The sequence below is a fragment of the Fundidesulfovibrio sp. YSD1 genome (assembly GCF_055397115.1).
Genome location: NZ_AP043666.1, coordinates 1,489,517 through 1,514,008, shown reverse-complemented (window position 1 = coordinate 1,514,008; position 24,492 = coordinate 1,489,517). Strand labels below are relative to the sequence as shown.

Genomic DNA, 24,492 nt, shown 5'->3' with positions numbered 1-24,492 from the left:
ATTACGAGGCCTGTGGAGTGTACTTTACGTGGTGTCTTGATTTCCAAGACCCTATGCACGCGTTCGCTTTTTCCGCGTCGCGACTGTCGCCAATGAGAATTCCACGGTCGCAGTATATCTGCCACTGGCCTCGAAGGTCTTCCAGATTTTCGGCCCAGTAAAGAGCTTTTTCCCAGTGTTTATTTGCCGCAGCAAAACGGCCGTGCTGCCATTCGCTAACGGCCTCCAGGTTGTGCAATTCAGGGAGAATAAACTTGAATTTTTTTCCTCTGGAAAGAAGATCCGAGCAGGTATGAGTATGTTTCAAGTGCTTTGTGATGTGGTCATTGCTTTTTTTAAGCCACGCAAGGCCTTTAATGTATTTCAAGCAAAAAGCGATCATGGTTTGTCCTTTTACGTCATTGTTCAAAATCAATTCTGCTGATTCGTTCATGCAATGCATAAGTTCGTCAGGTTGGTTTATTGCTATGAGGCAGTCAATCATGTGGGAAGAGTTCCAGAGTGCGACGTAATGGTTGCGTACTGCAGTCAGGTAGGCATTGGAGTTCCGAAAACAAACGAGGGCAGCACTCCAGTCGCCTGAGAGTTTAGAGTGGATCCCCTCTCCGGTGAGGCCGTAAGCCATGAGCTGCCGGTCGCCACTGTCGATGCCCTGCTGGTACATGTTCTGGCATGTTTCCCTGGCATTCTCCAAGTAGCCAAGATGATACAGTACGTTTGAGGCCCGACCCACAGACACTCCCCACTCTTGCAGGCGACCGCTCGCCCAGGCACGTTTTTGAGCAGTCTGGTAGCAGTCCAAGGCCTCGTTCCAGCGACAATCATACTCATGGAACACCCCTTGGCACATGGTCGCCAAGGCTATGACACCGTCTTCGCCCACTTCTTTCGCGAGATCATTGGCCCGTTTCAGGAAAAATGTGGCGAGTCGGTGATTTCTGAGAATCGTGAACACCAAGCCTAAGCTCGAAAAGCTGCGCACCAGGCTGGGTTTGTTGTTGTATTTTAGGAGTATTCTTGTTCCGCGCAGGGTTTCATAGAAATATTGCTTTGCGTCAAGATAAAAATAAATCCAACATAATGCTTCCTGGATGAGGTGGGTCTCAGTCAGCAACCTTGATCTGTTGATGTCGGAGTTGAAATCTTTAGCCCGGACAAAACAGAAATGCAGAAACAGTCTACATATCTCGATTCCGATTTGTATGTCGAGACGTCTTCCGCTGAGTGGCACACCAAGGCCGATATGCTTTTTCGCCGTTTCAAGATGATCCATCGCGGCAGCATACTCGCCGCATCGGAAAAGGGACTCACCGATTTTTCTGTAAAATCTGGCGAGTTCAATGGAGTCGAGCTTGCTTGAAAAAGAATCGAGATACAGCTTGAGTGCTGACTTGTATATCGCAGTTGATGAGGAATCATTGGCGAATCGCGCCGTGAAGTCGCCTAAACTTTCAAGATAGTATTGAGCTTTTTCCCAATTCTCCGCGCGCGTGAAATGGTAGGCCAAGACGCCAAGAGAAGGCTTGGTCGCCTGTCCCTCAGGCGACTCCAAAAAGAAGCCAATCCTATTGTGAATCTCTTTTCGAACGCTGAGAAGCTGATGCTCATAGAGAACGGAATGCACGATAGGACTTTTGAAATAATACTCCTTCGTGTTGATCGCAGGGTTCGCGAGAAGGATGTCCATGAACTCGAGTTCGTGGATTTCCTCTTCGAGGGTAAGGTCATCCTTGAGTATGGCCACAAGAACGAGATAAGGGAATGATCTTCCGATGATAGCCGCATGTCGCAGAACGCCCTTTTTATGTCCATCGAGACGATCCACCTGGGATGTAATCACTCGCTGGATGTCCGCTGTCAGGGACAAGGTGTCCAAAGCTCCTTCGACCAGACGCCATTCGCCGTTTACCAACAGGAGGTTTCCCGTTCCGGTCAAGTATTCAAGAAGATTGTCCAAGAGATACGGATTGCCTGAGCTGAACTCCTTCAATCTCAAGAGTGAGCCAGGCTCCAAAAGCATGTTTCCCAGGCGCTCCCGGCAGAAGATCTGGAGTTCTTGGTCGGAAAACGCCCCGAGGGTGACGTGCCAATGTTTCGCATCTGACTGTGCCCGATAGCGTTCCAGCATGGAATCTAGATAAGGATTCTTGTCATGCCTGCAGGTGCAAAGAACCAAGATCGGAAGGCGAGGGGTTATGGTGAGCACGTGAAGCAGAACCCGGCAGCTTCCCTCGTCGAGCCATTGGGCATTGTCCAAGATTATGAGCAAGGGCTTGCTTTGGATGGCTTGTTTGAAGAAATGCCGAACACCTTTCAGGAAGAGAGGGCCGCTGTCTGACTCTACAAGTCCGTTCAACCGCTTCCGATCGATTTGAGAGCTTAGGGCCAGGAATTCCTTGAGAAGAGACTCTTCTAGGGCCAACTGAGGCCCCATCAATTCGGAGAGCCGGTCGCCAGCATTTGCGACCCTCCCGCTCGTGGCATCCTGCGGCTCCACCATGGCGAGGATTTGTTCAATGATAGCCCTCAAGGGAGCGTATGGGGTGGTGCCGGAATCGGCTTGGGAGGCGGCGGTCACTGTGGTTATTCCCCTGGAACGGGCTCGGCCTTCCGCCCACTCTAGAAGCGTTGTTTTGCCCGACAACGCACCCCCTCGAATTTCCACGATCCCGCTATTGCCGCTTTGAAGCTCGTGCAGGGCGTTCTCCAGGATGTCTTTCTGGGCGACGCGTCCAATCATCTGGCGCGACGATGCCTGCTTTGGCTTGCGATCGAGCGCGTATTTCAGGGAATATGCGACGAACCCCTCGGGAACGCCCTTGAGTTGCAACCCTTCGACAACATCGAATGCGAAGTATGTGTTCGTTTCGCTATGGGTTTGTGGGCCAACGAGTATTTGACCCGGCTTGCTCGCCCCCTCGAGCCTGGATGCGATGTTAACCGTCTCTCCAAGGACGGTATAGCTCTTGGATCGCGAACCAACGAACCCGGCCACCACCAAGCCGGTGTTGATGCCAATGTGCACGTCCAAGGCAATGTCTTCATACAAGGGCTGCTCGCGCATGGATTTGCGAATAGCCAGGGCGGCAGTGAGCGCCCGCTTGGGATCATCCACGTTGGCGGTAGGCGCACCGAAAAGCGCCATCACCCCATCGCCGATTATCTTGTCGATTACTCCCCCCTCTTTTTCGATGATGGGGATGATCCTTTGGATGTAGGCGTTGAGTAGATTGCTGAGCGCTTCCGGGTCCATCTTCAGGGATAGGCTGGTGAATCCGGCCAGGTCCACGAACATCACCGTGATGATTCGCCGTTCGGACAACTCGGCGACGTTTTGTTGAGCTTCTGGCATCTTGAGTGGAGCGTTGTCGCCGATCATCACATGAAGAATTTGAGATAGAGTCCCAGGCTGGGGCCACTCACATCTACCTGGACGTGTTTTGGCTGGACCTGCTGCGAGGGCAGCCCCTGTACGGATGTGATGGACGCCACGGGCGCGCTGCCAGAAAATGTGCACCAAGAATAGCGGGCGATCATGTTCAGAGCTAGGTTTCTGGTCAGTAAAATGTCGGCCCCTAGTTGCACTCCTGCCGAAGGCTTGACGTCGGAAAAAGAGGAGCGGGAGTGGTTGTTGAACAATAATCCAGGACTATAGGCGGATACGTCTGTATCCGAGGAAAAAGTATTCACGCCGCAGCTTACAGCGAATGTGGCCACGAAGCGACGAAAGGTCAGAAAATCTATCAGAAGTAATAACTCATGGCCTTGGTAGCGGTAGACCTGCTCGAAATGCATCCCCAGGGCCGAGTAGGGTGTTATCCCTCTGGACTGGCTGATGGGGCCCTGCGCGCTCGAGAACATGTACCCCGCCCACAGTCTGCCATCAAAAAAAGGTAGACGTCTTTGCAACCCGGCTGCGAAGTTGCCCGTGAGAGTGCCCACCCAGTTGGGCAGCGTTCCAACATTGGCGCCGGATAAAGCAAGTTGCCGCTGGATCACCTTGATATCATGGTTGGCGCTGGCCAAATTGGGCCAGGTTCGAGCGGCGCCGAAAATCAGGCACCAGTCGGCGTCCCGATTGATGGGGCTCTCCTGCGCTTCCGAAGGGCGTGCTGAAAGAAAGACAGAGAAGAGGCTCAGCCAGACCAAATACACAACAGTCGAAACTGAGCATGGATGCGACGCAGTCATTCCCATCCCCAACCTACACCGTTAGTAAAACGACATTAGTATTGGAAAATCCGACGACTGCCTACAATGCGTAGTACATAAACTGACAACGATTATTTTGTAAACAACGTTTTTGTGAACTCCCTTCAAACCGAGAAGGCTGGCGCGTAGCCGGATTCCTGCATGAAATGCCGGCACATCTTGGCGTACACTTCCGGGGGGGGGGCGGTTCCTCTGTTCCACCACGGCCCGGCCGATCCGCACATTCTGAATCTTCGAATGGGGCCCTCGTGTAAGGGCTTCATTCTGTAACAAGCCAAAAACAAAAGGGGCCGCTTTCGCGGCCCCTTTGATTTGGCGTTTCAGTTCAGTCTTACAGCACCTTGAAGCTGAGCACTTCGTTGGACTCGGGCTCGATCACGTGCACGCCGCAGGCGATGCAGGGGTCGAACGAGTGCACGGTGCGCAGGATTTCGACCGGGCGCTTGGGATCGGCGATGGGGGTGCCAACCAGGGCCTCTTCCACGGGGGAGAGCTTGCCGGCGGCGCAGCGGGGTCCGAGGCTCCAGGTGGAGGGCACGACCAACTGGAAGTTGTTGATCTTGCCGCCCTTGATGTCGATCCAGTGCGACAGGGCGCCGCGCGGGGCATCGACGAAGCCAACGCCCTGGGCGGAGTCGGGCATCTTCCAGTCCTGGTAGAGCTTGGTGTTGCCCTTCTTCACGTTCTCGGCCAGCTTCTTCACCCAGCCTTCGATCTCGGTGGCGATGACGGCGGTCTCGATGCCGCGGGCAGCGGTGCGGCCCAGGGTGGAGAACAGCGCCGTGGGCTGCACGCCGAGCTTCTTGCAGACCATGTCCACGGTCTTGACGGTGGCCTTGTGGCCCTTGGCGTACGCCACGAGCACCTTGGCCAGGGGGCCGGTCTCCATGGGCTCGCCCATGTAGCGGGGGGCCTTCATCCAGGAGTAGCGGTCCTTGTCGTCCAGGTTGGTGTACTGGGGATCGGTGACGCCCTCGTAGGGGTGCTTGGCGTCGGCGCCCTTGTACCAGGAGTGGGCCACGTGCTCCAGGATCTGCTTCTGGTCCACCGGCTTCACGCCCTTGAGGTCGCGCTTCATGATCACGCCCGCGGGGAAGTAGCGGTCGTCCATGCCGAACTCGCTCTTGGTGGGGAACTCGCCGAAGCAGAGGAAGTTGGAGGTGCCGCCGATGCCGGCCCAGTCTTTGTAGTAGGAGGCCACGGTCAAGAGGTCGGGGATGTAGACCTCGTCAACGAACTTCTTCACTTCCTTGAAGAGGTTCATGTACTCGGCGATGCGCTCGGGGCGCAGGGCGTCGTAGTTGGTGCAGCCGCCCACGACGGTGAACTGGGTGTGGGGGTTCTTGGCGCCGAAGATGGCCATGGCGCGGGCCGCCTTGACCTGGAGGCGCAGGGCCTCGAGGTAGTGGGCGGTGGCGATCAGGTTCACCTCGGGGGGCAGGTAGTAGGCCTGGTGCCCGCCCAGGAAGTAGGCGTTGGTGAAGATGCCCAGCTGGCCGGAATCGACCAGGGCCTTGACCTTGTCCTGCACGGCCTTGAGGTCGGCGGCGGAGGTCTTGCGGGGCGAGATGGAGTTGGCGATCTGGGCGGCCTTGTTGGGGTCGGCCTTCAGGGCGGCGGTGACGTCCACCCAGTCCAGGGCGTGCAGGTGGTAGAAGTGCACGATGTGGTCGTGCAGGTACTGGGAAGCCATGACCAGGTTGCGCATGATCGTGGCGTTCTCGGGGACCTTCACGCCCACGGCGTTGTCCACGGCGCGGGTGGAGGCCAGGGCGTGCACGTAGGTGCACACGCCGCAGGAGCGCTGGGTGAAGTGCTGGGCGTCGCGGGGGTCGCGGCCCTTGAGGATGATTTCCAGGCCCCTGAAGAGCTGCGAGGAGCTCCAGGCGTTCTTGATCTTTCCGCCCTCGACCTCGACCACGATGCGCAGGTGACCCTCGATGCGGGTGACGGGGTCGACCACTACCGGGCCGGTGAAGGTGCTCTGGGGCGTTTTCATGATCTGAGGCTTGCTGTCAGCCATGTCGTTCCTCCGTGAGGTGTGCTGCGGTTCGAGCTAGATGCGGTCCAGACTAACGGCCGACGTAGAAGGGGGCCATGGAATCCCAGAAGTTCGGCTCGGAGCAGCCGATGCAGGGATGTCCGGCCTTGACGGGCCAGTTGGTCGAGTTGAAGAGCACCTTCGGGCAGTTGTTGAAGGTCTCGGGACCGCGGCAGCCAAGCTCGTACAGGCAGTAGCCCTTCTTGGCTTCCTCGGAATCGAAGCTCTTGGCGAACTTGCCTTCGTCGAAGAATTTCACGCGCTCGCACTGGTCGTGCACGGACTTGCCGAAGAAGGCCTTGGGGCGGTTCAGCGAGTCGAGCTCGATCTTTTCGCCCTTGAGGAACATGACCACCGCGCCCACGAAGTTGACGGGGTTGGGCGGGCAGCCGGCGATGTTGATGACGTCCTTGCGGTCCAGGGCCTTGGCGATGGAGACCGCCTCGGTGGGGTTGGGCTTGGCGGCCTGGACGCCGCCGAAGGTGGCGCAGGTGCCCATGGCGATGATCGCCTTGGCCTTGGGAGCGCACTCCTTCACGATGTCCAGCATGGTCTTGCCCGCGACCTTCCCGTAGATGCCGCCGTCCTTCATGGGGATGGCGCCCTCGCAGACGAGCACGTAGCCGTCGGGCGAGGAGATGGCCTTGTGCAGAGCGTCCTCCGCGGCGTCGCCGGCGGCGGCCATGATGGTCTCATGGTAGTCGAGGCTGATGGTGTCGAGGATGAGCTCGTCGATGAAGGGCTGATAGGTGCGCAGCACCGCTTCGGAGCAGCCGGTGCACTCCGCGCCGTGCAGGTAGACGACGCTGGGGCGCTTCTTGGCGGTCAGAGCGGCCGCGACTTCGGCCGCCGCGCCGGGGCCCATGCCAAGAGCGGTGGCGACCGCCGCGCAGAATTTCATGAAGTCGCGGCGGGAGACGCCCTTTTGTTCCAAGCGTTTTTCGGCGTCGTCCTTGGCAAGACCAATGGATACGCGCATACGGACCTCCCAAATCGTTACAGGTTGGCTGGCCGGTTTGTTGCGGACCACAAAGCCGGGCGGCTTCCCCCACAGATGCCGTCCGACGAAGATCCTACGCTCAGGGACCTGACACTTCCAGGTTGGGCAATACCTTAACAGAGCTGGAAGATGTTTTCCAGTGGAAATTGTGACTTGGAGCACAAGAGGCTCCCCGGCTGATGCGGTAAGGCCGCAAAAGGACTCCGGGGGGAATGCTGCACCGCCGGAAGGTGATGTTGCGAACGAATAGTGCTATTATTTTGATATTTGTGTTACATGTTCGTGAAAAAAATCCCGGAAAGGGAGGGGCTACAACAGGCGCACTTCCAGCATGGTCAGGTCGTCGTCCAGGACGTCGCGGCCGCGCAGGGCCCTGGCGTGCGACAGCACCTCCTCCAGGCTCGGGCCGCCCTCGGCCGAACGGGCCGAGACGTGCTCCCGGAACTCCTCGAAGGACCACATGCCCCCGTCGCCCCGGCGGATCTCGTAGGCCCCGTCCGAGACCACCAGCAGCCTGGCCGGGCCGGGCACCTCCACGCTGGCCTCCTTGTAGCTGGCCTGGGGCATGGCCCCGATGAAGATGCTCTGGCAGCGCAGCTCCTCCACGTCGCCCGGGCCGCGCACCAGAAGCGGCGGGGGGTGTCCGGCCGAGGAGAAGCGCAGCGTGCGCGAGCGCAGGTCGAACACGCCGTAGAAGATGGTGAAGTACAGGTCGTTCTGGGTCGCCATCTGGAACACCGCGTTGAGCCCGGCCATGACCTGCCCGGGCGAGGAGAAGTCCACCCCCGGCAGGGTCTGGGACCTGAGCACGTTGAGCGCGGACACGGAGAGCAGCGCGGGGCCCACGCCGTGGTCGCACACGTCCAGCAGGTAGAAGGCGAAGCGCTGCTCGTCGATCCAGTGGTAGCCCAGAGCGTCGCCCCCGAGTTGGGCCGAGGGCTCGAAGATCCAGCGGGCGCGCACGGGGCCTTCCTCGATGGGCGGGGGCAGGAGGTTGCGCACGTAGCGGGCGGCCTGGTCCAGCTGGCGGGCCAGCTCGCGGTAGGCGCGGTCGCGCTCGAGTAGCCGGGTGTAGCCCTGGGAGTGGTAGCGCAGCCTGGCCACCAGTTCCAGGCGGTCGGGCAGCTTCACCAGGTAGTCGTTGGCCCCGGCCGCGAAGGCCCTGGCCTTGGTCTCGGGCTCCTCCTTGGTGGAGAGCACGATGAGCGGCAGGTCCTTGAGCCTGGGGTGGGCGCGGAAGTAGCGCACCAGGGTCAGCCCGTCGATCTCGGGCATGACCAGGTCCAGGAGAACCACCGTGGGCGGAGACTCCAGGGCCGCCGAGAGGGCCTGGGCCGGGTCCTGCACGGAGCGGAAGAGAATGTCCTCCTCCGGAGCAAGCATGCGCCTGACGGCCTCGGCCACCATGGCCTGGTCGTCCACGAGCAGCACGCTCACGCCGGGTGCGGCGGGGTTTGGGGCCTGGGTCATGGCTTTGGCAGGTGCTTGGCGGCCTGGGCCGCGATGGCATCCAGGGGCAGCACGAGGCTTGCCGCGCCCAGGTCCCGGGCGGCCTTGGGCATGCCGTAGACCACGCTGGTTTCCTGGTCCTGGGCGATGGTGAACCACCCGGCGTTTTTCAGCGCCAGAAGCCCCCTGGCTCCGTCGCTGCCCATGCCCGTGAGCAGCACGGCAACGCCAGGGGCCACGGGCGACTCGGCCAGGCTCTCGAAGAGCACGTCCACCGAGGGCTTGTAGGGCGTGCCCCGGGGGTCGGGCGAGTAGCTCAGGGTGCGAACGGGCGTGACCACCAGGTGCTCGTTGCCCTTGGGCAGGTAGACGCGCCCCGGCTTCAGGCGGTCGCCGGGTTCGGCCAGGGCCACCTTGAGCGTGGTCTGGCGCGCGAGCCACTGGGCGAAGTTGTTGGTGAAGGAGCCGTCCAGGTGCTGGACCACCAGCACGGCGGCGTGAAGGCCGGGGGGCAGGCCCGCGAGCACCTTGGCCACGGCGGACGGGCCGCCTGTGGAGGCCCCGATGGCCAGCACCGGGGTGCGCGTGCAGCAGGAATATTCCATCATGGTTCGCCTATGAGGTCGCGCACTGCGTCCAGGAGGGCTTCGTCACGGAAGCCGGATTTCGCGAGGTAGTAATCGGCCCCTGCCTCGAGCCCGGCCATGCGGTCCTCCTGCCGGTCCTTGTAGGAGACTATGAGCACGGGCGTGCGGGCAAGCGCCGGATCGGCCTTCACGCGCCTGGTCAGCTCGATGCCGGTCATGCGCGGCATGTCAACGTCGGTGACGATCAGGTCGAAGCCGCCCATGCGCGCGAGCGCCAGGCCCTCCATGCCGTCCACGGCGGTGCGCACGTCGTAGCCGCGCCCGGAGAGGAGCTGACGCTCCACCTCGCGCACGGTGAGCGAGTCGTCCACCACCAGCACCCGCCTGGGCGAGCGCTCCGGTTCCGGGCCGGTGCCAGTGCGCACCCTGTCCGGGCGTCCGGCCTCGAGCATGCCCTCGATGGAGCGCGAGAGGTCCGCGTCGTCCAGGATGAGCACGGGCGCGCCGTCGTCCAGGATGGAGGCGGCCGAGACGTTGGGCACCTTGCCCAGGCGCGCGTCCAGCGGATGGACCACCAGGTCGCGCTCGCCCAGGAAGGCGTCCACGGCCAGGCCGAAGCGGCCCTGGGCCCCCTCGAGCACCACCACGCAAAGGGTTTCCCCTGCCGGAGCGGCCGCGCCGGGCCGTCCGAGCAGCTGAGCGGCCGGGACCAGGCCCACGTTGGCCCCATCCAGGGCGAGAAACTGCCTGCCCTCGATCTCGAGCACGTCGCCGGGCTCGGCCGAGGCCACGCGCCCGATGCGCGAGAGCGCCAGGGCGTAGGGCTCGCCCGCGACCTGGAAAACCATGGCCCGGACCACGGAGCGGCTCACGGGCAGTTTGAGCGTGAACGCGGTCCCCTTGCCGGGCGAGGACTCCACGCGCACCGTGCCGCCCACCTCCTGGAGCATGGTCTTGACCACGTCCAGGCCCACGCCGCGCCCCGAGACCTGGGTCACGGAGGCGGCGGTGGTGAAGCCGGGCAGAAACAGGAATTCGAAAAGCTCCTCGTCGCTCAGGCGCGCGGCCATGTCCCCGGCCGCGAGGCCCCTGGCGGCCACCTGGGCGCGCAGGGCCTCGGGGTCCAGGCCGCGCCCGTCGTCGGCGAAACGCACCTCCAGGTGCCCGGCCACGTGCCTGGCCGAAAGCGTGATGCGCCCCTTTTCCGGCTTGCCCGCCAGGGCGCGCTCGCCCGGCGCCTCCAGGCCGTGGTCCAGGGCGTTTCGGGCCAGGTGCATAAGCGGGGCCTCCAGGCGGTCCAGGATGTCGCGGTCCACGGCCGTGCGCGAGCCCTCCAGGCTCAGGCGGGCCTTCTTGCCGAGCTCCCGGGAGAGGTCGCGCACGAGCCTGGGCAGGGGGCGCGCGCCTTCGCCGAAGGGGCGCATCCTGCCGCCCAGCACCTGGGCGTAGAGCCGGTCCGAGAGGAGCTCCATGCGCTGGGTCAGCCCGTCCAGGACCTGGATGGTCCGGCCGTGCTCCTCTGCCGCCGACTTGAGCAGGGCCATGGCGCTCTCGAGCCTCTCCCGGGGCTCCTGGCCCGCGAGGCACGCCCGCATTCCCGAGAGCAGGTCGGAGAGGTCCAGAAGCGCGCGCCTGCCGTCGCGCACGCGCCCGAACACGCGCCCCAGCGCCCCGGCCTCCACCACGCACTGCCCGGCCAGGCCCATGAGCCTGTCCAGGAGCCCGGCGGCCAGGCGCACCTCGCCCTCGGCGCGTTCCCGCGAGCCGCCGGGAGAGCCGTCTTCTTGGGCCGCGTCCGCTGGCGAGGCCGGGGCTGCCACGTCCGGGGAGGTGTCAGGCGCGTCGCGGCGCGCCTGCGCCGGGAGGGCCCTCAGCCGGGCTTCCAGGCCCGCCGCCTGCTCCTGGGTCCGGGCGGAGAGGGCGGGCAGGTCGGCGGGGGCGGCGCGGGCCAGCAGGCCCAGGTGGTCGTTGGCGGCCAGCAGGGCGTCCACGTGCTGGGCCGAGAGAGTGAGCGCGCCCTTCTGGGCCGCCTCGAAGACGTCCTCCATGGAGTGGGCCAGGCCCACGACCTGGGCGAGGCCCACGATGCGCGCCGCGCCCTTGATGGAGTGGGCCGCGCGCATGAGCGTCTCCAGGCGCGATGGGTCCGGGCCGTCCTCCAGGCCCACCAGGCCATCCTCGATGATCTGGCGGTTGGAGGCGAGCTCCATGGAGAAGAGCTCCAGCAGGGAGAGTTCAGCCAGTTCCCGGCTCATGGGCGCAGGCTCGCAAGGAGCGCGAGCCCCAGTTTTTCCTCGTCCGCCACCCCGGCCAGGCGGCCCTCCATCATGGTCATGGCCGAGACCACCTGCCCGGCGGAGCGCGCCAGGGTGTCCGGCGGGGACGAGAGCTCGGCCGGGTCGAAGCCGCAGGTGCCGAAGGCCTCGTCCACCTTGAGCACGAAGCGGCCGTGGGCCGTGACCACGGCTATGAACCTGGGGCTCGCCGGGCCTTGGCCGGGCTGGGCCCCGACCAGTTCGGCCAGGCTCACGCAGGGGGCCAGCTCGCCGTCCACGTTGCAAAGCCCCAGGAAGGCCCTCCCCGAGAGGTAGGGCACGCTGTGCACCGGCCCGGCGGGCAGGGCCGCGTCCACCATGGAGGTGGGGATGCCGATCCATTCGACCCCGGCGCGCACCAAAAGCGCGGCCGTGCGCGGCGCGTGGCGCGCGGGTTTGGGCGCGGCGGCCTGGGCCGTCCATTCCAAGAGGGTTGCCTCGTCCACGGGGCGGTCGAAGAGCGTCGTGGAATCACGAAGTTTCTGCGTCACGAGCGGGCCTCCTCGGCGCGGCGGACGCGCCCGGCCAGCAGGAGGGCCTCGTCCCGGCGGCCCTCGGCCCGGGCCATGAGCTCCAGGTGCGTAAGCGACTCCACGTGCCCCGGGTCCAGGTAGACCGCCCGCCTGAACGCGTCGCGCGCGGGCTCCGCGTTGCCACTGGCCAGGAGGGCCGCGCCCTTGAGGTGATAGAGCGCCGCGCTGGCGCAGCCGGATTCGATCGCGGCGTCGATCACGTTCAGGGCCTCGTCGATGCGCCCGGCGTCGGCCAGAGACCTGGCCTTGGCCACGGCGTCATCCTGGCGGGCCGGAAGCGCGTCAACTGCGCCAGGCGCTGGCGGCTGGGCGCAGTTCGCGGCCGGGGCGGGCTCCACTACGGGCGGGCGCTCGGGCTGGGCCGCCGGGGGCTCCGGGGCGGCCACGGCGCGCGGATACGGGGGCAGGCCCAGGGCCGTGAACGCGGCGGCCTCGGCCGGGCTGGTGAAGAGCGCGCCCTCCGGGGCCAGGAGCCTGCCCAGGTTGTCGGCCAGGCGCTCCCTGGCCCAGGCGTTCAGGTAGATGAGCAGGTGGCGGCAGAACACGGCCTGGTAGGGGGCCTCGCCGGCCAGGAAGTCCCCCGCCAGGGCGTCGGCCTCGAAGAAGCGGATGCGCGAGAGCACGGCCGGGTCCAGGGCGACCCCGCCTGCGTCCTCGAAAAAGGGCGGGCCGGGCGTTTCCTGGCCGCCGCGCAGGCAGGAGGGGCCGAAGCGCCCCAGCCGGGCCAGGGCCAGGGCCTCCGGGTTCGCGTCCACCGCGTCCACGGTGAAGTCGCCCAGGCCAAGCCCGGCGCGGACGAGGGTGGCCGCCACGGACGCGGGCTCCTCGCCGGTGGCGCAGGGCACGCAGAGCACGCGCACGGGGGGGCTCAGCCCCACGGCCAGGCGGGCGAGGCCCGCGAAGGCCTCGGGGTCGCGCAGAAGCCACGTCTCCTGCACCACGGCCCGCCCCGCCAGCAGGCGGCGCTCGTGTGCGTCGCGGGCCAGCAGGGCCAGGTAGGCGGCCTCGTCCAGGCCCAGGCGGGCCCGGCCCAGGGCCAGGGCCTTGCGCAGGTTCTCCTCGCCCACGGCCGGCACGTCCAGGCCAGCCAGCGACGCGGCCAGAAAGAGCGCGTTCACGCGGCCTCCGCGGCGGCCTTGAGGCTCGCGGCAAGTTCGGGTGGGATCACCTTGGAGAGCTCCAGCACCTCGATCATCCCGCCGTCCGGCAGGGTGGCCACGCCGCTGACCCAGGGCGCGGCCGGGGCCCCGGGGGCCTTGAGCCCGGCCGGGTCCAGGTCGATGGTCTTGAGCGCGCGCTCGGCCATGAACCCGGCCGTGAGCCCGGGGTCGGCCGTGGCCACCAGGATGCGCGTGGAGGCGTGGGGCCTGGAGCGCCGCCCGGCCAGAAGCGCCGTGAGGTCGGCCACGGGCAGGCTCGCGCCCCGGTAGTTCATGACGCCCGCCACGTAGTCCGGCGCGCCGGGCAGGGGAGAGACGCGCACCAGGGGCACGATCTCCTCCACGCCGCGCGCGGCCAGGGCGAAGCGGGTCCCGGCGGCCCTGAAGGTCACGAAGAGCATCTAGCCCCCCTGGCGGCTGGTCTCGAAGCGCACGAGCAGGTCCTTGAGCCCGGCCGCCGTGGCGGTCAGGTCCTCGGCGGCCTGCCGGAACTCGGCCAGAGAGTCGCGGGTCTGCCCGGCGTTGTCGGCCAGTTGGGTGATGACCACGCTGATCTGGTCCGCGCCCTCGGCCTGCAGGCGCATGCCGTCGGTGGCGCTGTGCACGCGCGGGGTGAGCTCCTCGCCGGACTCGATGATCCGGCCGAGCTTGGCGTTGACCCCGCGCGAGGTATCGGCTGCCTGGAGGGTCAGGGCGGTGAAGCCGTCCATGGCCGCGCCGCCCGCCTGCACCGAGGCCTGCATGTCGCGCACGGTGCGCTCGATGTCCAGGGCGGCGGAGGCGGTCTGGTCGGCTAGGCGGCGGATCTCCCTGGCCACCACGGCGAAGCCCGGCCCGAACTCCCCGGCCTTCTCGGCCTCGATGGCCGCGTTGAGCGAAAGAAGGTTGGTCTGGGCCGCCACCTTGCCGATGGTGGTGAGCAGCTGGCCGATGCCCGTGGCCTTCTCGCGGATGAGCGAGAGCTTGCCCGCCATCTCGCGGCTCGCGCCCGAGAGGTCCTCCATGGCCTGGCCCATGAGCGCCAGACTCTCGCGGCCCTCGCTGGCCAGTTCCGAGGAGCGGTTGGCCACGGAGAGGGCCTCGGTCATGGTGTCGGCCAGCTCCCGGGCCGTGGCGGAGATCTCTTTGCTGGTGGCCCCCACCTCCACGGTGGAAGCGGCCTGCTGCGTGGCCGCCGCCTCCAGCTGGCGGGCCGTGGCCGCGATGCGCCCGGCCGAGGCCTGGAGGCCCGCTCCCGTCTCGTTCACCGCTCCCAGGAGTTCCTCCAGGCCGTGGATCATCACGGCCACGGCCGAGAAGAGCTGGTTGGTCTCGGAGCGCGAGCGGCTTCCGGCCAGCACGCGCTCGCGCGTGCAGCTGCCCGAGGGGCAGGCATGTTCGAGCATCCTGGCCGCCTGGGCCAGTCGGCCCTCGGCGATGGAGGTGGCGATGCGGGCCACGCGGGCCAGGGGCCGCGTGATGGAGATGACCACGGTCCAGGCCAGCAGGGCGGTGATGACGATGGCGGCCAGGCTCACGCCCAGGGCCACGCCCATGCGCAGCTTGAGCCCGTGCAGGCGCGAGTCGAGAAGCTCTCTGAAGACCGCGTCGCAGCGGTCCCAGAGCTCCGCCCCGGCGGCCCTGGCCTGGATGGTGGCCTGCGCGTACTGCTCCAGGCTTACCTTGCCCTCCTTCTTCGCGATGGACCGGCTGAGTTCCAGGAAGGCGCGGCAGGCGTCGGCGTAGGCCTGCACGGCCGGAGGCAGCGCGGCCAGACGGTCGCCGCCCATGGCGCGCTGGGCCTTGGCGATCTTGTCCAGAATGCGCTCCACCACGGTCTGCTCCCAGGTGGCGGCCGTGAGTTCCATGCGCGCGATCTCGGCCTCGGACCCGGGCATGCCGGCCAGGGCGACGCAGCCGGTGGCCGCGAGCATGCCCAGGCGCTCCTGGGCGCGGGGGATGTCGAAGATGAGCAGGTACATCAGGTAGTAGGTGGAGAGCTCCGGGTCCAGCACCAACTGGGCCGAGTCGGCCACGTAGCCGCTCAGTTCGAAGATCAGCTTGTTGAGCGCGGCGTGCTGCTCGATGGCCTGGCGCGGCGTGGCCGGGGCCTGGCGCAGGAGCGTCTCGACCTTGGCCTGGAAGGCCTGGGGGGCCAGGGAGGACAGGCCCAGGGGGCCGAGCTTCTCCGGGTTCAGGCCCAGCAGGCGCTCGTCCTTGGCCATCCTGTCCGTCATGGCGCGCAGGATATCCCTGGCGGAGGCCCTGAGCTCGTCGCGCCGGGAGGCGGTGTCCTGGCCCGCGAAGCCGGTCAGGGTGAGCAGGAGGTGGTCGGCCGTGAGCTCGGTCAGGTCCTCCATCGGGTCCATCACCTCGATGCCCGCGCGTTCGACCTTGGCCAGCCGGATGTCCTTGGCCATCTGCCCCAGAAGCAGGAAGAGCAGCAGGGCCAGGGGGATCAGAAAACACAGTCCGCAAAGGCCGAGCTTGGAGCTCAGCTTGAGGTCGCGCCACCAGGAGATCATGAGGCCTGATCCTTTTCTTGTCGTGTTTGCCCGGCGGGAGCCTCGCCCGCCAGGGAGCGGGCCAGGCCCGCGAACTCGGAGAGCGAGGCGGAGGCGAAACGGGCCAGCTCGCGCACCTGCTCGAGCTCCGGGGAAACCTTGCGCGACCCGTCCACGGCCGCGCCCAGGGCCTGCCCGAGCACTTCGAGCACCCGGGAGGCTTCGGCGCAAGTCTGCCGGGCCTCGGCCAGGCGGGCTTCGCCCACGGAGGCCTCCCTGGCGAAGCTGTCCATCTCCATGACCTCGGAAGCCACGGCCTGGCGCATGCGCGCCACCAGCCGCTCGATGTCCTCCGCGCTGGTGGCGGCGGTGTCGGCCAGCCTGCGCACCTCGCGGGCCACCACGGCGAAGCCTCGGCCGTGCTCGCCCGCCTTCTGGGCCTCGATGGAGGCGTTCAGCGAAAGGAGGTTGGTCTGCTCCGCTATCTGGGACATGCCCGCCACCAGGGCCTGGGCCTGCTCGGCGGTGTCGGAGATGACGGTGAGCTTGGCCGATGCGCTGGACGCCTGGCCCAGGATGCGCTCCATGGCCGCGCCCAGCCCGGAGAGGGATTCCGCGCAGGACGCCAGGGCCTGGCCCATGCGCCCGGCAGGGGCCTGGGCCTCCTCGGCGGCCTTGGCCGCTGCCTCGGACCGCGCCCTCGCCGCCTGGGCGCGCGCGGCCATCTCCTGCACGAGTTCCCCGGGTTGCGAGGCAGCGTCGGCCAAGAGCTGGGCCTTGCGCCCGAGCTCCCGCGACGGGTCCGGCGCGTATGCGGCCTCGACCTCGGCCTTGTCCCCCAAGGGAAGCGGCGCTGCCCCGGGCTCTGCCTCGTCCGCGTCGGGCCGGTCCGGCCCGGGCGCGCAGGACAAGACCCCGGCGGCCGCGCCCAGGAGGGCGCACAGGGCCGCGCCGCCCAGGGTGGAGGCCACGGGGGCGGGCGCGCCCAGGACGGCGTCGAAGAGCACCCAGACCGCCGAGGTCATGAGCGCCGCCAGGGTGCATGCCAGGGCCACTCGGGCTGCGGGGGTGGCGAACATGCTCCCTGATACCCCATCATCCGGGCGGGGCGCAACACGGCGATGGTTGTAGGCAGGCCTGAAAAGGAGTATCGGGAAGAAAGATGTCCAACGGCTCCCTCCCCACCTTCCACGCCCCGGCCGAGCGCGCGGGCCTGCAGCGGGTGGCCGCGCAGCACGGCTCGCTCAGGGGGCACTTCATCGCCCAGACCCTGGACGCCCTGCCCGTGTTGACGCTGGTGCTCAACGACAGGCGCCAGATCGTGCTGGCCAACGCCCAGACGCTCAAGTCCGCCAGGGCCAGCATGGACGACGTGCTGGGCAAGCGGCCCGGGGAAGCCTTCGGGTGCATCCACTCCACGGCCGGGCCCGGCGGCTGCGGCACGTCGGAGTTCTGCACGCGCTGCGGCGCGGTGCGCGCCATCCTCATGGGCCTGGAAGGAAACAGGAACGTCCAGGAATGCGACATGCTGCGCATGGGCGAGCACGGGGTGGAGGCCCTGGACCTCCAGGTCAGCTCCTCGCCGGTGGTGGTCGAGGGCGAATCCTACGTGCTCTTCTGCATCCAGGACCAGAGCGACCTGAAGCGCCGCCGCACCCTGGAGCGCCTGTTCTTCCACGACATGCTGAACACCGTGGGCGGCCTGCGCGGGCTCATGGACATCCTGCGTTCGGAGCTGCCGGAGCGCCACCGCGCCGACGCGGACTTCATCCTGTACGCGCTCTCCCATCTGGTTGACGAGCTTCTGAACCAGAAGGACCTGCTCGCGGCCGAGAACAACGAGCTCACCCCCGTGTTCGTCACCCTGCGCTCGGGCGAGGCGCTCTCCATGGCGGCCAGGCTGGGCGAGAGCCTGCCCCAGGCCAGGGACAGGCTCGTGCGCGTCGTCGAGGGCAGCGCGGAGATCGAGTTCGTCAGCGACATGAACCTGGTCCGGCGGGTGCTCGGCAACATGGTCAAGAACGCCCTGGAGGCCTCCCGGGCGGGCGAGGAGGTCGCGCTCTCCTGCGAGGGCGTTCCGGGCGGCCTGCGCTTCTGCGTCTCCAACCCGGCCGTGATGAGCGAGGACGTGCGCCTCAAGGTGTTCAAGCGCAACTTCTCCACCAAGGGCCTGGGCCGGGGCCTGGGCACCTACGGCATGAAGCTTTTGACCGAACGCTACCTGGGCGGCACCGTGGGCTTCACCACGGGCGAGCCCGGCGGCACCGTCTTCGTCCTGACCCTGCCCCTGGCCCCCGAAAGAGCCCGGACGCCGGGCGCGCGCTCCTGAGCAAGTGATCAAGTCCCTCACCCTCGTGGATTTCATGGCCCACGCCCGCACCACCCTGGAGCTGGCTCCGGGGCTCAACGTGCTCTGCGGCCCCAACAACTCCGGCAAGTCCGCCGTGGTGGAGGCCCTGCGCTGCCTCGTGACCAACCCGTCCCCGCGCCACGTGATCCGCCACGGGGCCAGCGAGGCCCGGGTGGAGGCGGAGCTCGAAAACGGCTGGCGCGTGTGCTGGGTCCGGCGCAAGGCCTACGCGATCTACGAGGTCCTCGCGCCCGGGGCCGAAGAGCCCGAGGTTTTCGCCAAGCTCGGCAAGAGCGGCGTGCCCGAGGAGGTGGCGAAGCTCCTGAAGCTGGCCCCGGTGAGCTTCGAGAAGGGCCAGGAGGTGGACGTACACCTGGGCGACCAGCGCCACCCCATCTTCCTCCTCGACCAGCCCGGGTCGCTGCTGGCGGATTTTCTGGCCTCCTCCACGGAGAGCGCCCACCTCATGGCCATGCAGGACCTGCTGCGCGACAAGGTCCGCCGCGCCAAGGCCGGGATCAAGGGCCTGGAGGACGCCGTGGCCCGGGCCGAAACCGGGCTCGACCGGCTGGAAGGCCTCCCGGCTCACTCCCTGGAGATCGAGGCCCTGCGCGAGCGCGGGGCTGAGATCGAGCGCGCGGCCAGGGCCGTCCCCAGGCTTTCGGGGCTCTGCGGCCGCCTGGAGTCCCAGGCCGCCTCGGCGCGCGCCCTGAAGCGGCGGGCCGAGGTCCTGGCGGAACTTTCGCCCGCGCCGCGCACAAGGCCCTGCGCCGCGCTCGCCAGGACGCTCTCCTCCATGGAGGCGCTCAAGGTCAGGGCGGACGCGGCCAGAGCCAGCGCCGTGGCGCTCGGCGGGCTGGAAACCCCGCCCGCGACCGGCCGCTCGTCAAGCCTGGCCCAGCGCATCGGCAGGCTTCTTCGCGCGGCCAGCCTCAAGGATGCGGCCTCGCGCAGGCTTTGCGCCCTCGAAGCCCTCGAAGCGCCGCCCGCGCCCAAGGACGCCTCGCGCCTGGCCGGGCTGCTTTCGCGCATGGAGGCGCTGGGCGCGCGCGTGGAAAACGGCCGGGCCTGGATGGAGAAGCGCGCAAAGGAACTCGAGGACATGGAGGCGCGCATCGCCGCCCGCCTCGAGGAGGTGGGCGAGTGCCCGCTTTGCGGCCAGAACCTGGACGCCGGGCGCTTCCTGGCCAGGAAGGGGGGCGGGCGTGGAGCTTCCTAGGATCGAGGCCGAGGGGCTCTTCATCGTGCCCGACGCCCACGTGGCGGCAACGCCCCCGGGCCAGCGCCTGGAGGGCTACCGCGAGCAGGTGCTGGCCAAGGTGGCGGCCTGCCTGGACAAGGCCGCCGAGCTCAGGCTGCACCCCTTCTTCCCCGGGGACCTCTTCCACTGGCCCAGGGAGAACCCCAACAGCCTGGTGGTGGAGCTCATCGAGCTCTTCAGGCCCCACAAGCCCACGGTGCTGGTGGGCAACCACGACAAGTGCCTGGCCCGCTTCACCCGGGACGTGTCGCTGGCCGTGCTGGACGCGGCCGGGGTGATCCGGCTGGCGGACGAGCCGGGCCCGTGCCTGCGCCTGGAGACGCCCCGGGGCCCCGTGCTGGTGGGCGGCTCGCCGGACGGCTCGCCCCTGCCCAGGCACGTGGAGCGCGGGGACGCGGTGGAGACGGTCTGGTTCTCGCACCACTCCATCAGCTTCCCGGACTTTCTGGACAGGATGATCGCCCCCAGGGAGATACCCGGGCTGGACTGGCTGATAAACGGCCACATCCACCGCCCGCAGCCCACGGTGGTCAAGGGGGGCACGCGCTGGTGCAACCCGGGCAACATCACCCGCCTGACCTTCACGGCGCGAACCAAGGAGCGCGTCCCGGCGGCCTCCATCTGGCGTCCCGGCATGGAGGAGCTCGAGCGCTGGCCCGTGCCCGCGCTGCCCTTCGGGCAGGTCTTCCCGGACCAGCCCTTCGCCCCGGAGCCCGGCCCCGAGGAGCGCAAGTCGCTCTTCCTCAAGGGCCTGGAGCGCCTGGCCTGGCGGCGCACCCAGGAAGGGCTGGGGCTTCGGGAATTCTTGTCCGCGAATCTCAATCCCGAGAGCCCGGAGACGGGGCTCATCTGGGAACTCTACGAGGAGGTGGCCGGTGGCAAGGACCGCCCACGACGACCCTGACGCGGCCCTGGAGCGCGAACTCGCGCACCTGAAGGCCGAGTACGACAAGCTGCGCGAGGAGAAGGTCCGCGCGGAACAGACGCTCGCGCACCTGGAGGCCGAACTGGAGGAGCTTCGCCGCGAGGCCAAGGAGGAGTACGGCACGGCGGACACGGCCGAGCTCAAGGCCAGGCTCGCGGCCATGCGCGAGGAGAACGGCCGCATGGTGGCCGGGTACCGCGAGCACATCGCCAAGATCCGCGAGGGGCTTTCCGCCCTGGAGAGCGGCCTGGAGGACGCGGGCGCGTAAGGCCCCGCAAGGACTCCGCCATGACCGGAACCGCCGCCCCCGAATCCCTCTCCGCCCTGCGCGGCGAACTCGACGGCCTGGAGCGCCGCGCCGGACGCCTGGAGGGCCTCGCGGAATCGCTCTCGCGCGACCACCAGCGCGCCCGCCGCGAGCTCGCCTCACTGCGCGCCTTCCTGGACGCCGCGCCGCTAGCTCTCGCGCGCCTGGAGGAACTCTCGCGCGACCTGTTCGGGGAGCTCATGGAGGAGGTGGAGGCCAACCTGACCCACGCCGTGCGCGAGATCCTGGGCCAGGACCGCAAGGTGGTCAGCCGCCGGGAGATCAAGGGCGGCAAGTTCCACATCAACCTGGAGATGGAGCAGCAGGGCCAGCCCGAGGACATCCTGCGCGGTCAGGGCGGGTCGGTCTGCAACATCCTGTCCGTGGGGCTCAGGCTCGTGGGGCTCGCGCAGCTCGACCCGGAGAGCCACCGGCGCTTCCTGGTGCTCGACGAGCAGGACTGCTGGCTCAAGCCCGAGCTCGTGCCCAAGTTCGCCGGGCTCATCGCGGCCATAGGCGAGAAGCTCTCGCTCCAGGTGCTCTACATCAGCCACCACCCGGTTGACGCCTTCCACATCCACGCCGGGCGGGTGTTCATGCTCTCGCCCAGCCGCGAGACCGGGGTGAAGGTGACGGTGCTGGCCGAGAAACCCGGGCTTTCGCCCGAGCCGGAACTACAGGCCGGGGCCGACGACCCGACCGAGGAGAGCTGAACCCCGCCAGCCGCCGAAAAAAGCCGGTCCCGGCGGGCTCTCGGGGCGGCCGCTATGTCCAGAGGCCCTGGGCCCTACGCCTTTCCTTCAAGGCTTCCAGCACCGCGTAGGGCACCTGGAGCTTGCCCTTGCCCACGCCCAGCCTGATGCCCGGCTTGACCGAGCCGTGGAAGTCCGACCCGCCGCACACGCCCATGCCCAGCCGTTCGGCCAGGGCCAGGTATTCGCGCGTGCGGATTGGCGAGTGGTCGGTGTAGTAGGCCTCGATGGAGTCCACGCCCGCTTCCTTGTAGCGGCGGGCCAGGTTCTCCATGTCCCGGCCCGTTGCCCCCAGCAGGTACGGGTGCGCCAGGGCCACCGTGGCTCCCTGCGCGCCCAGGGCCTGGGCCGCCGTGGCCAGCGAGAGCTGGCGCTTGGGCGCGAAGGCCCGGCCCTGCCGGCCCAGGTACTGGCGGAAGGCGGCGTCGTAGTCCGAGACCACGCCCCGGTCCACGAGGATCTTGGCGATGTGCGGCCTGCCCACCGTGCCCCGGGCCAACCCCTCCACCTCGGCGTACTCGATGGGGATGCCGAGGGCCGTGAGCTTTTCCACGATGATCTTGTTTCGGTCCTCGCGGTCGCGCCTGAGCGTTTCGAGCATGCGCGAAAGCTCCTCCCCGCCGGGGCGCACCCAGAGCCCGAGCACGTGCAGTTCCCTGGGGCCGTCGGTCACCGAGAGCTCGCACCCGGGGATCACCTCGATGCCCTCCTCCCGCCCTGCTTCCAGGGCCTCCTCCAGGCCGCCGAGGGTGTCGTGGTCGGTCAGGGCCACGGCGGCCAGCCCGGCGCGGGCGGCCGCGCGCACCACCCCGCCGGGGGAGAGCTCGCCGTCCGAGGCGTTGGAGTGCGTGTGCAGGTCGATCAGGCGCATACCGTGACGGTAGGGGCCGGGCGGCCCTGCGTCAACGCAAGTCTTGAGGCCTCCTGAAAGCTCGCGTATAGGGGCAGGAAACCAAACCGGAGGACTTTGATGCCCATCGCAGCCGAACTGCTCGAAATCCTTGCCTGCCCCAAATGCAAGGGCGACATCGCCCCCACGCCCGAGGGCGACGGCCTCGCCTGCCCCAAGTGCGGCGTGGTCTACCCCGTGCGCGAGGACATCCCCATCATGCTCGTCGACGAAGCCGTGGAGCTCGCGCGTTGGCAGGCCGGGGAGCGCCAGGCCAAGCCCTAGGAGCTTGACACAAGGCCCCGAATGCTTAAGTACCCTGAACGCTGAACCAATCCGGCGCGATTCGAGGTGACCGAACATGGCCAAGCTGAACTGGAACCCGTGGATGGGCCTGGCTGACATGAAGGCCGAACTGGAGCGCGTGATGACCGAGGCCGCCCGCAGGGGGCGCGCCCCGAGCGCCGTGTCCGACAAGGCCTACTTCTGGGCTCCCTCCGCCGACGTCCTGGAGACCGCCGACGCCTTCGTGATCACCGTGGAACTGCCCGGGGTGGAACGCGACGACGTGGCCGTGGAAGTCAAGACCCGCACGCTGTGGGTCTACGGCGAGCGGCGCTTCGTAAAGCTCTGCGAGGGTGAGGGCGTGTACCATTCGCTGGAGCGCTCCTACGGCCCGTTCGCCAGGCGCTTCAACCTGCCCAAGGGCGTGGACCGGGGCGCGGTGCGGGCCGTGTTCAAGAACGGCCTCCTGGAGATCACCCTGCCCAAGGAATGCCAGGAGGCGCGCTGCAGGCGCATCCAGATCTTCTGAAGCCACCCGACTACGTATTCATCGGAGGGATGACCACATGACCAGTCAGATCAAGACCGGCCTTCTGCTCGGCTTGCTCACCGCCTTGCTCGTTCTGCTCGGGCAGGCCATGGGCGGCAAGACCGGCCTCGTGATCGCACTCGTTTTCGCCGTCGTCATGAACGTCGGCAGCTACTGGTTCTCGGACAGGATAGTCCTGTCCATGTACCGGGCGCGGGAACTTTCCGAGGCCGACGCGCCGGGGCTCTTCGACCTCGTGCGCCAATTGACCCAGCGCGCCGGGATGCCCATGCCCAAGATCTACCTGGTGCCGCAGGAACAGCCCAACGCCTTCGCCACCGGGCGAAACCCGGCCAACGCGGCCGTGGCCGTCACCGAGGGCCTTTTGCGCCTGGTCTCCACCGAAGAACTGGCGGGCGTGCTGGCCCACGAGGTGGCGCACATAAAAAACCGTGACATCCTGGTGCAGACCGTGGCCGCCGTTGTGGGCGGAGCCATCACCGGCATCGCCAATATGCTCCAGTGGGGCGCGATCTTCGGCATGGGGCGTTCAAGCGACGAGGAGGGCGGCGGCATGGGGGCCTTCGGGGCCATCGCCATGGCCATCGTGGCGCCCATCGCGGCCATGCTCATCCAGATGGCCATCTCGCGCTCGCGCGAGTACCTGGCCGACGAGACGGGCGCCGCGCTGGCGGGCAACCCCCTGCCCCTGGCCGGGGCGCTGAAAAAGCTCGACGACTACGCGCACAACGTGCCCATGCAGGGCGCGAACCCGGCCACGGAGAACATGTTCATCGTCAGCCCCCTGAGCGGCGGCGGAGTGACCAGCCTGTTCTCCACTCACCCGCCCATCGAAGAGCGCATCAGGCGGCTTCGGGCCATGGCCGGATACTAAGACCCGGAGGCGGGGCTCCGCCCCGCGCCCCGGCAGGACTCCGTCCTGCACCTGCCAGGGGCAGTGCCTGCCCCTGGACCCGGCGGCAGCTTCGCGGGTTTCACCCCGAGCCTGAAAATCAAACGGGAGGAGCGCCTTGGCGCTCCTCCCGTTTCGTTTACGCGTTGCCGGTGAATCCCGCGAAGCTGAAGGGGATTCCAAAGGGACATCGTCCCTTTGGCCGCCGGAGGCATCTTCCCTCTTCTCTTACAGTTGCAGGAAATAATCGCTGCCGCACACGGGGCAGCAGGTTTCCTTGGAGGCCAGAAAACCGCAGGAGGCGCACTTCTTTTCGGCCTTGGGCAGGGCGGGGTTGTGTTCGCCGCACATGCGGCAGTGCGTGAACTCGGGGTCGTTGGACGCGTTGCACTTGGGGCAGAGCCATTCCTTGCCGCTGTCGCTCATGGAGGACCTCCGGTTGGGATGGAAATTGCCCCATCCTACCCCAGGACGCGCTCCGCAACAACGGCCAAGTTGGCG

22 protein-coding genes are annotated in these 24,492 nt (G+C 67.1%); 8 read left to right on the top strand and 14 right to left on the bottom strand.

Annotated elements, in window-relative coordinates:
* Position 1: 1 nt before the first annotated feature.
* The 12 genes from ACZ5V4_RS07085 to ACZ5V4_RS07030 form a co-directional block, all read right to left on the bottom strand.
* The gene (locus ACZ5V4_RS07085; RefSeq protein ID WP_464317478.1) at positions 2-3,379 is read right to left on the bottom strand and encodes an ATP-binding protein; all 3,378 of its coding nucleotides are present in this window, start codon (positions 3,377-3,379) and stop codon (positions 2-4) included.
* Positions 3,379-4,191, bottom strand: coding sequence for a hypothetical protein (locus ACZ5V4_RS07080; protein WP_464317477.1), 813 nt, complete (start codon positions 4,189-4,191; stop codon positions 3,379-3,381). The genes ACZ5V4_RS07085 and ACZ5V4_RS07080 overlap by 1 nt, the downstream gene beginning before the upstream one ends.
* A gap of 352 nt (positions 4,192-4,543) precedes the next feature.
* The gene (locus tag ACZ5V4_RS07075) at positions 4,544-6,235 is read right to left on the bottom strand and encodes a nickel-dependent hydrogenase large subunit (RefSeq protein WP_464317476.1); all 1,692 of its coding nucleotides are present in this window, start codon (positions 6,233-6,235) and stop codon (positions 4,544-4,546) included.
* A 49-nt stretch (positions 6,236-6,284) separates the two neighbouring features.
* Positions 6,285-7,232 carry a hydrogenase small subunit gene (locus ACZ5V4_RS07070; RefSeq protein WP_464317475.1) on the bottom strand — a complete coding sequence of 316 codons (948 nt, stop codon included), beginning with the start codon at positions 7,230-7,232 and terminating at the stop codon, positions 6,285-6,287.
* Between the two features lie 330 nt (positions 7,233-7,562).
* Positions 7,563-8,723: a SpoIIE family protein phosphatase gene (locus ACZ5V4_RS07065; protein ID WP_464317474.1), complete on the bottom strand. Its 1,161-nt coding sequence runs from the start codon at positions 8,721-8,723 to the stop codon at positions 7,563-7,565.
* Positions 8,720-9,310, bottom strand: coding sequence for a CheB methylesterase domain-containing protein (locus ACZ5V4_RS07060; protein WP_464317473.1), 591 nt, complete (start codon positions 9,308-9,310; stop codon positions 8,720-8,722). The genes ACZ5V4_RS07065 and ACZ5V4_RS07060 overlap by 4 nt, the downstream gene beginning before the upstream one ends.
* Positions 9,307-11,544 carry a hybrid sensor histidine kinase/response regulator gene (locus tag ACZ5V4_RS07055; RefSeq protein ID WP_464317472.1) on the bottom strand — a complete coding sequence of 746 codons (2,238 nt, stop codon included), beginning with the start codon at positions 11,542-11,544 and terminating at the stop codon, positions 9,307-9,309. Before ACZ5V4_RS07055 ends, ACZ5V4_RS07060 begins: the two co-directional genes overlap by 4 nt.
* Entirely contained in the window at positions 11,541-12,095 is a 555-nt protein-coding gene (locus ACZ5V4_RS07050; protein ID WP_464317471.1) for a chemotaxis protein CheW, read from the bottom strand. Before ACZ5V4_RS07050 ends, ACZ5V4_RS07055 begins: the two co-directional genes overlap by 4 nt.
* A complete protein-coding gene (locus tag ACZ5V4_RS07045) occupies positions 12,092-13,255 on the bottom strand; it encodes a CheR family methyltransferase (RefSeq protein ID WP_464317470.1) in 1,164 nt (387 codons plus the stop codon). Before ACZ5V4_RS07045 ends, ACZ5V4_RS07050 begins: the two co-directional genes overlap by 4 nt.
* A complete protein-coding gene (locus tag ACZ5V4_RS07040) occupies positions 13,252-13,698 on the bottom strand; it encodes a chemotaxis protein CheW (RefSeq protein ID WP_464317469.1) in 447 nt (148 codons plus the stop codon). The genes ACZ5V4_RS07045 and ACZ5V4_RS07040 overlap by 4 nt, the downstream gene beginning before the upstream one ends.
* Positions 13,699-15,801, bottom strand: a complete 2,103-nt coding sequence (locus ACZ5V4_RS07035) for a methyl-accepting chemotaxis protein (RefSeq protein ID WP_464317468.1) — start codon at positions 15,799-15,801, stop codon at positions 13,699-13,701.
* Positions 15,798-16,859 carry a methyl-accepting chemotaxis protein gene (locus ACZ5V4_RS07030; RefSeq protein ID WP_464317467.1) on the bottom strand — a complete coding sequence of 354 codons (1,062 nt, stop codon included), beginning with the start codon at positions 16,857-16,859 and terminating at the stop codon, positions 15,798-15,800. The genes ACZ5V4_RS07035 and ACZ5V4_RS07030 overlap by 4 nt, the downstream gene beginning before the upstream one ends.
* Before the next feature lie 83 nt (positions 16,860-16,942).
* On the opposite strand from ACZ5V4_RS07030, the gene ACZ5V4_RS07025 reads away from it, so the two are divergent.
* From ACZ5V4_RS07025 to ACZ5V4_RS07005, 5 genes are read left to right on the top strand one after another with little or no spacing between them, the layout of a single operon-like run.
* A complete protein-coding gene (locus ACZ5V4_RS07025; RefSeq protein WP_464317466.1) occupies positions 16,943-18,109 on the top strand; it encodes a sensor histidine kinase in 1,167 nt (388 codons plus the stop codon).
* Positions 18,110-18,113: 4 nt separating this feature from the next.
* Positions 18,114-19,349 carry an AAA family ATPase gene (locus ACZ5V4_RS07020; protein ID WP_464317465.1) on the top strand — a complete coding sequence of 412 codons (1,236 nt, stop codon included), beginning with the start codon at positions 18,114-18,116 and terminating at the stop codon, positions 19,347-19,349.
* Positions 19,336-20,295, top strand: coding sequence for a metallophosphoesterase (locus tag ACZ5V4_RS07015; RefSeq protein WP_464317464.1), 960 nt, complete (start codon positions 19,336-19,338; stop codon positions 20,293-20,295). Before ACZ5V4_RS07020 ends, ACZ5V4_RS07015 begins: the two co-directional genes overlap by 14 nt.
* The gene (locus ACZ5V4_RS07010) at positions 20,267-20,584 is read left to right on the top strand and encodes a hypothetical protein (RefSeq protein WP_464317463.1); all 318 of its coding nucleotides are present in this window, start codon (positions 20,267-20,269) and stop codon (positions 20,582-20,584) included. The genes ACZ5V4_RS07015 and ACZ5V4_RS07010 overlap by 29 nt, the downstream gene beginning before the upstream one ends.
* Before the next feature lie 20 nt (positions 20,585-20,604).
* Positions 20,605-21,336, top strand: coding sequence for a hypothetical protein (locus ACZ5V4_RS07005; RefSeq protein WP_464317462.1), 732 nt, complete (start codon positions 20,605-20,607; stop codon positions 21,334-21,336).
* A gap of 52 nt (positions 21,337-21,388) precedes the next feature.
* On the opposite strand, the gene ACZ5V4_RS07000 is transcribed toward ACZ5V4_RS07005, so the two are convergent.
* A complete protein-coding gene (locus ACZ5V4_RS07000) occupies positions 21,389-22,246 on the bottom strand; it encodes a PHP domain-containing protein (protein WP_464317461.1) in 858 nt (285 codons plus the stop codon).
* Positions 22,247-22,345: 99 nt separating this feature from the next.
* Here ACZ5V4_RS07000 and ACZ5V4_RS06995 point away from each other — a divergent pair, with 99 nt between their 5' ends.
* From ACZ5V4_RS06995 to htpX, 3 genes are all read left to right on the top strand, one after another.
* Positions 22,346-22,549 (top strand): Trm112 family protein, encoded by a 204-nt coding sequence (locus ACZ5V4_RS06995; RefSeq protein ID WP_464317460.1) that lies wholly within the window; start codon positions 22,346-22,348, stop codon positions 22,547-22,549.
* Positions 22,550-22,625: 76 nt separating this feature from the next.
* Positions 22,626-23,078: an Hsp20/alpha crystallin family protein gene (locus ACZ5V4_RS06990; protein ID WP_464317459.1), complete on the top strand. Its 453-nt coding sequence runs from the start codon at positions 22,626-22,628 to the stop codon at positions 23,076-23,078.
* 37 nt (positions 23,079-23,115) lie between these two features.
* Positions 23,116-23,973, top strand: a complete 858-nt coding sequence (gene htpX / locus ACZ5V4_RS06985) for a zinc metalloprotease HtpX (RefSeq protein WP_464317458.1) — start codon at positions 23,116-23,118, stop codon at positions 23,971-23,973.
* Positions 23,974-24,219: 246 nt separating this feature from the next.
* Here htpX and ACZ5V4_RS06980 read toward each other — a convergent pair whose 3' ends face one another.
* Entirely contained in the window at positions 24,220-24,417 is a 198-nt protein-coding gene (locus ACZ5V4_RS06980) for a hypothetical protein (RefSeq protein ID WP_464317457.1), read from the bottom strand.
* Positions 24,418-24,492: the final 75 nt, after the last annotated feature.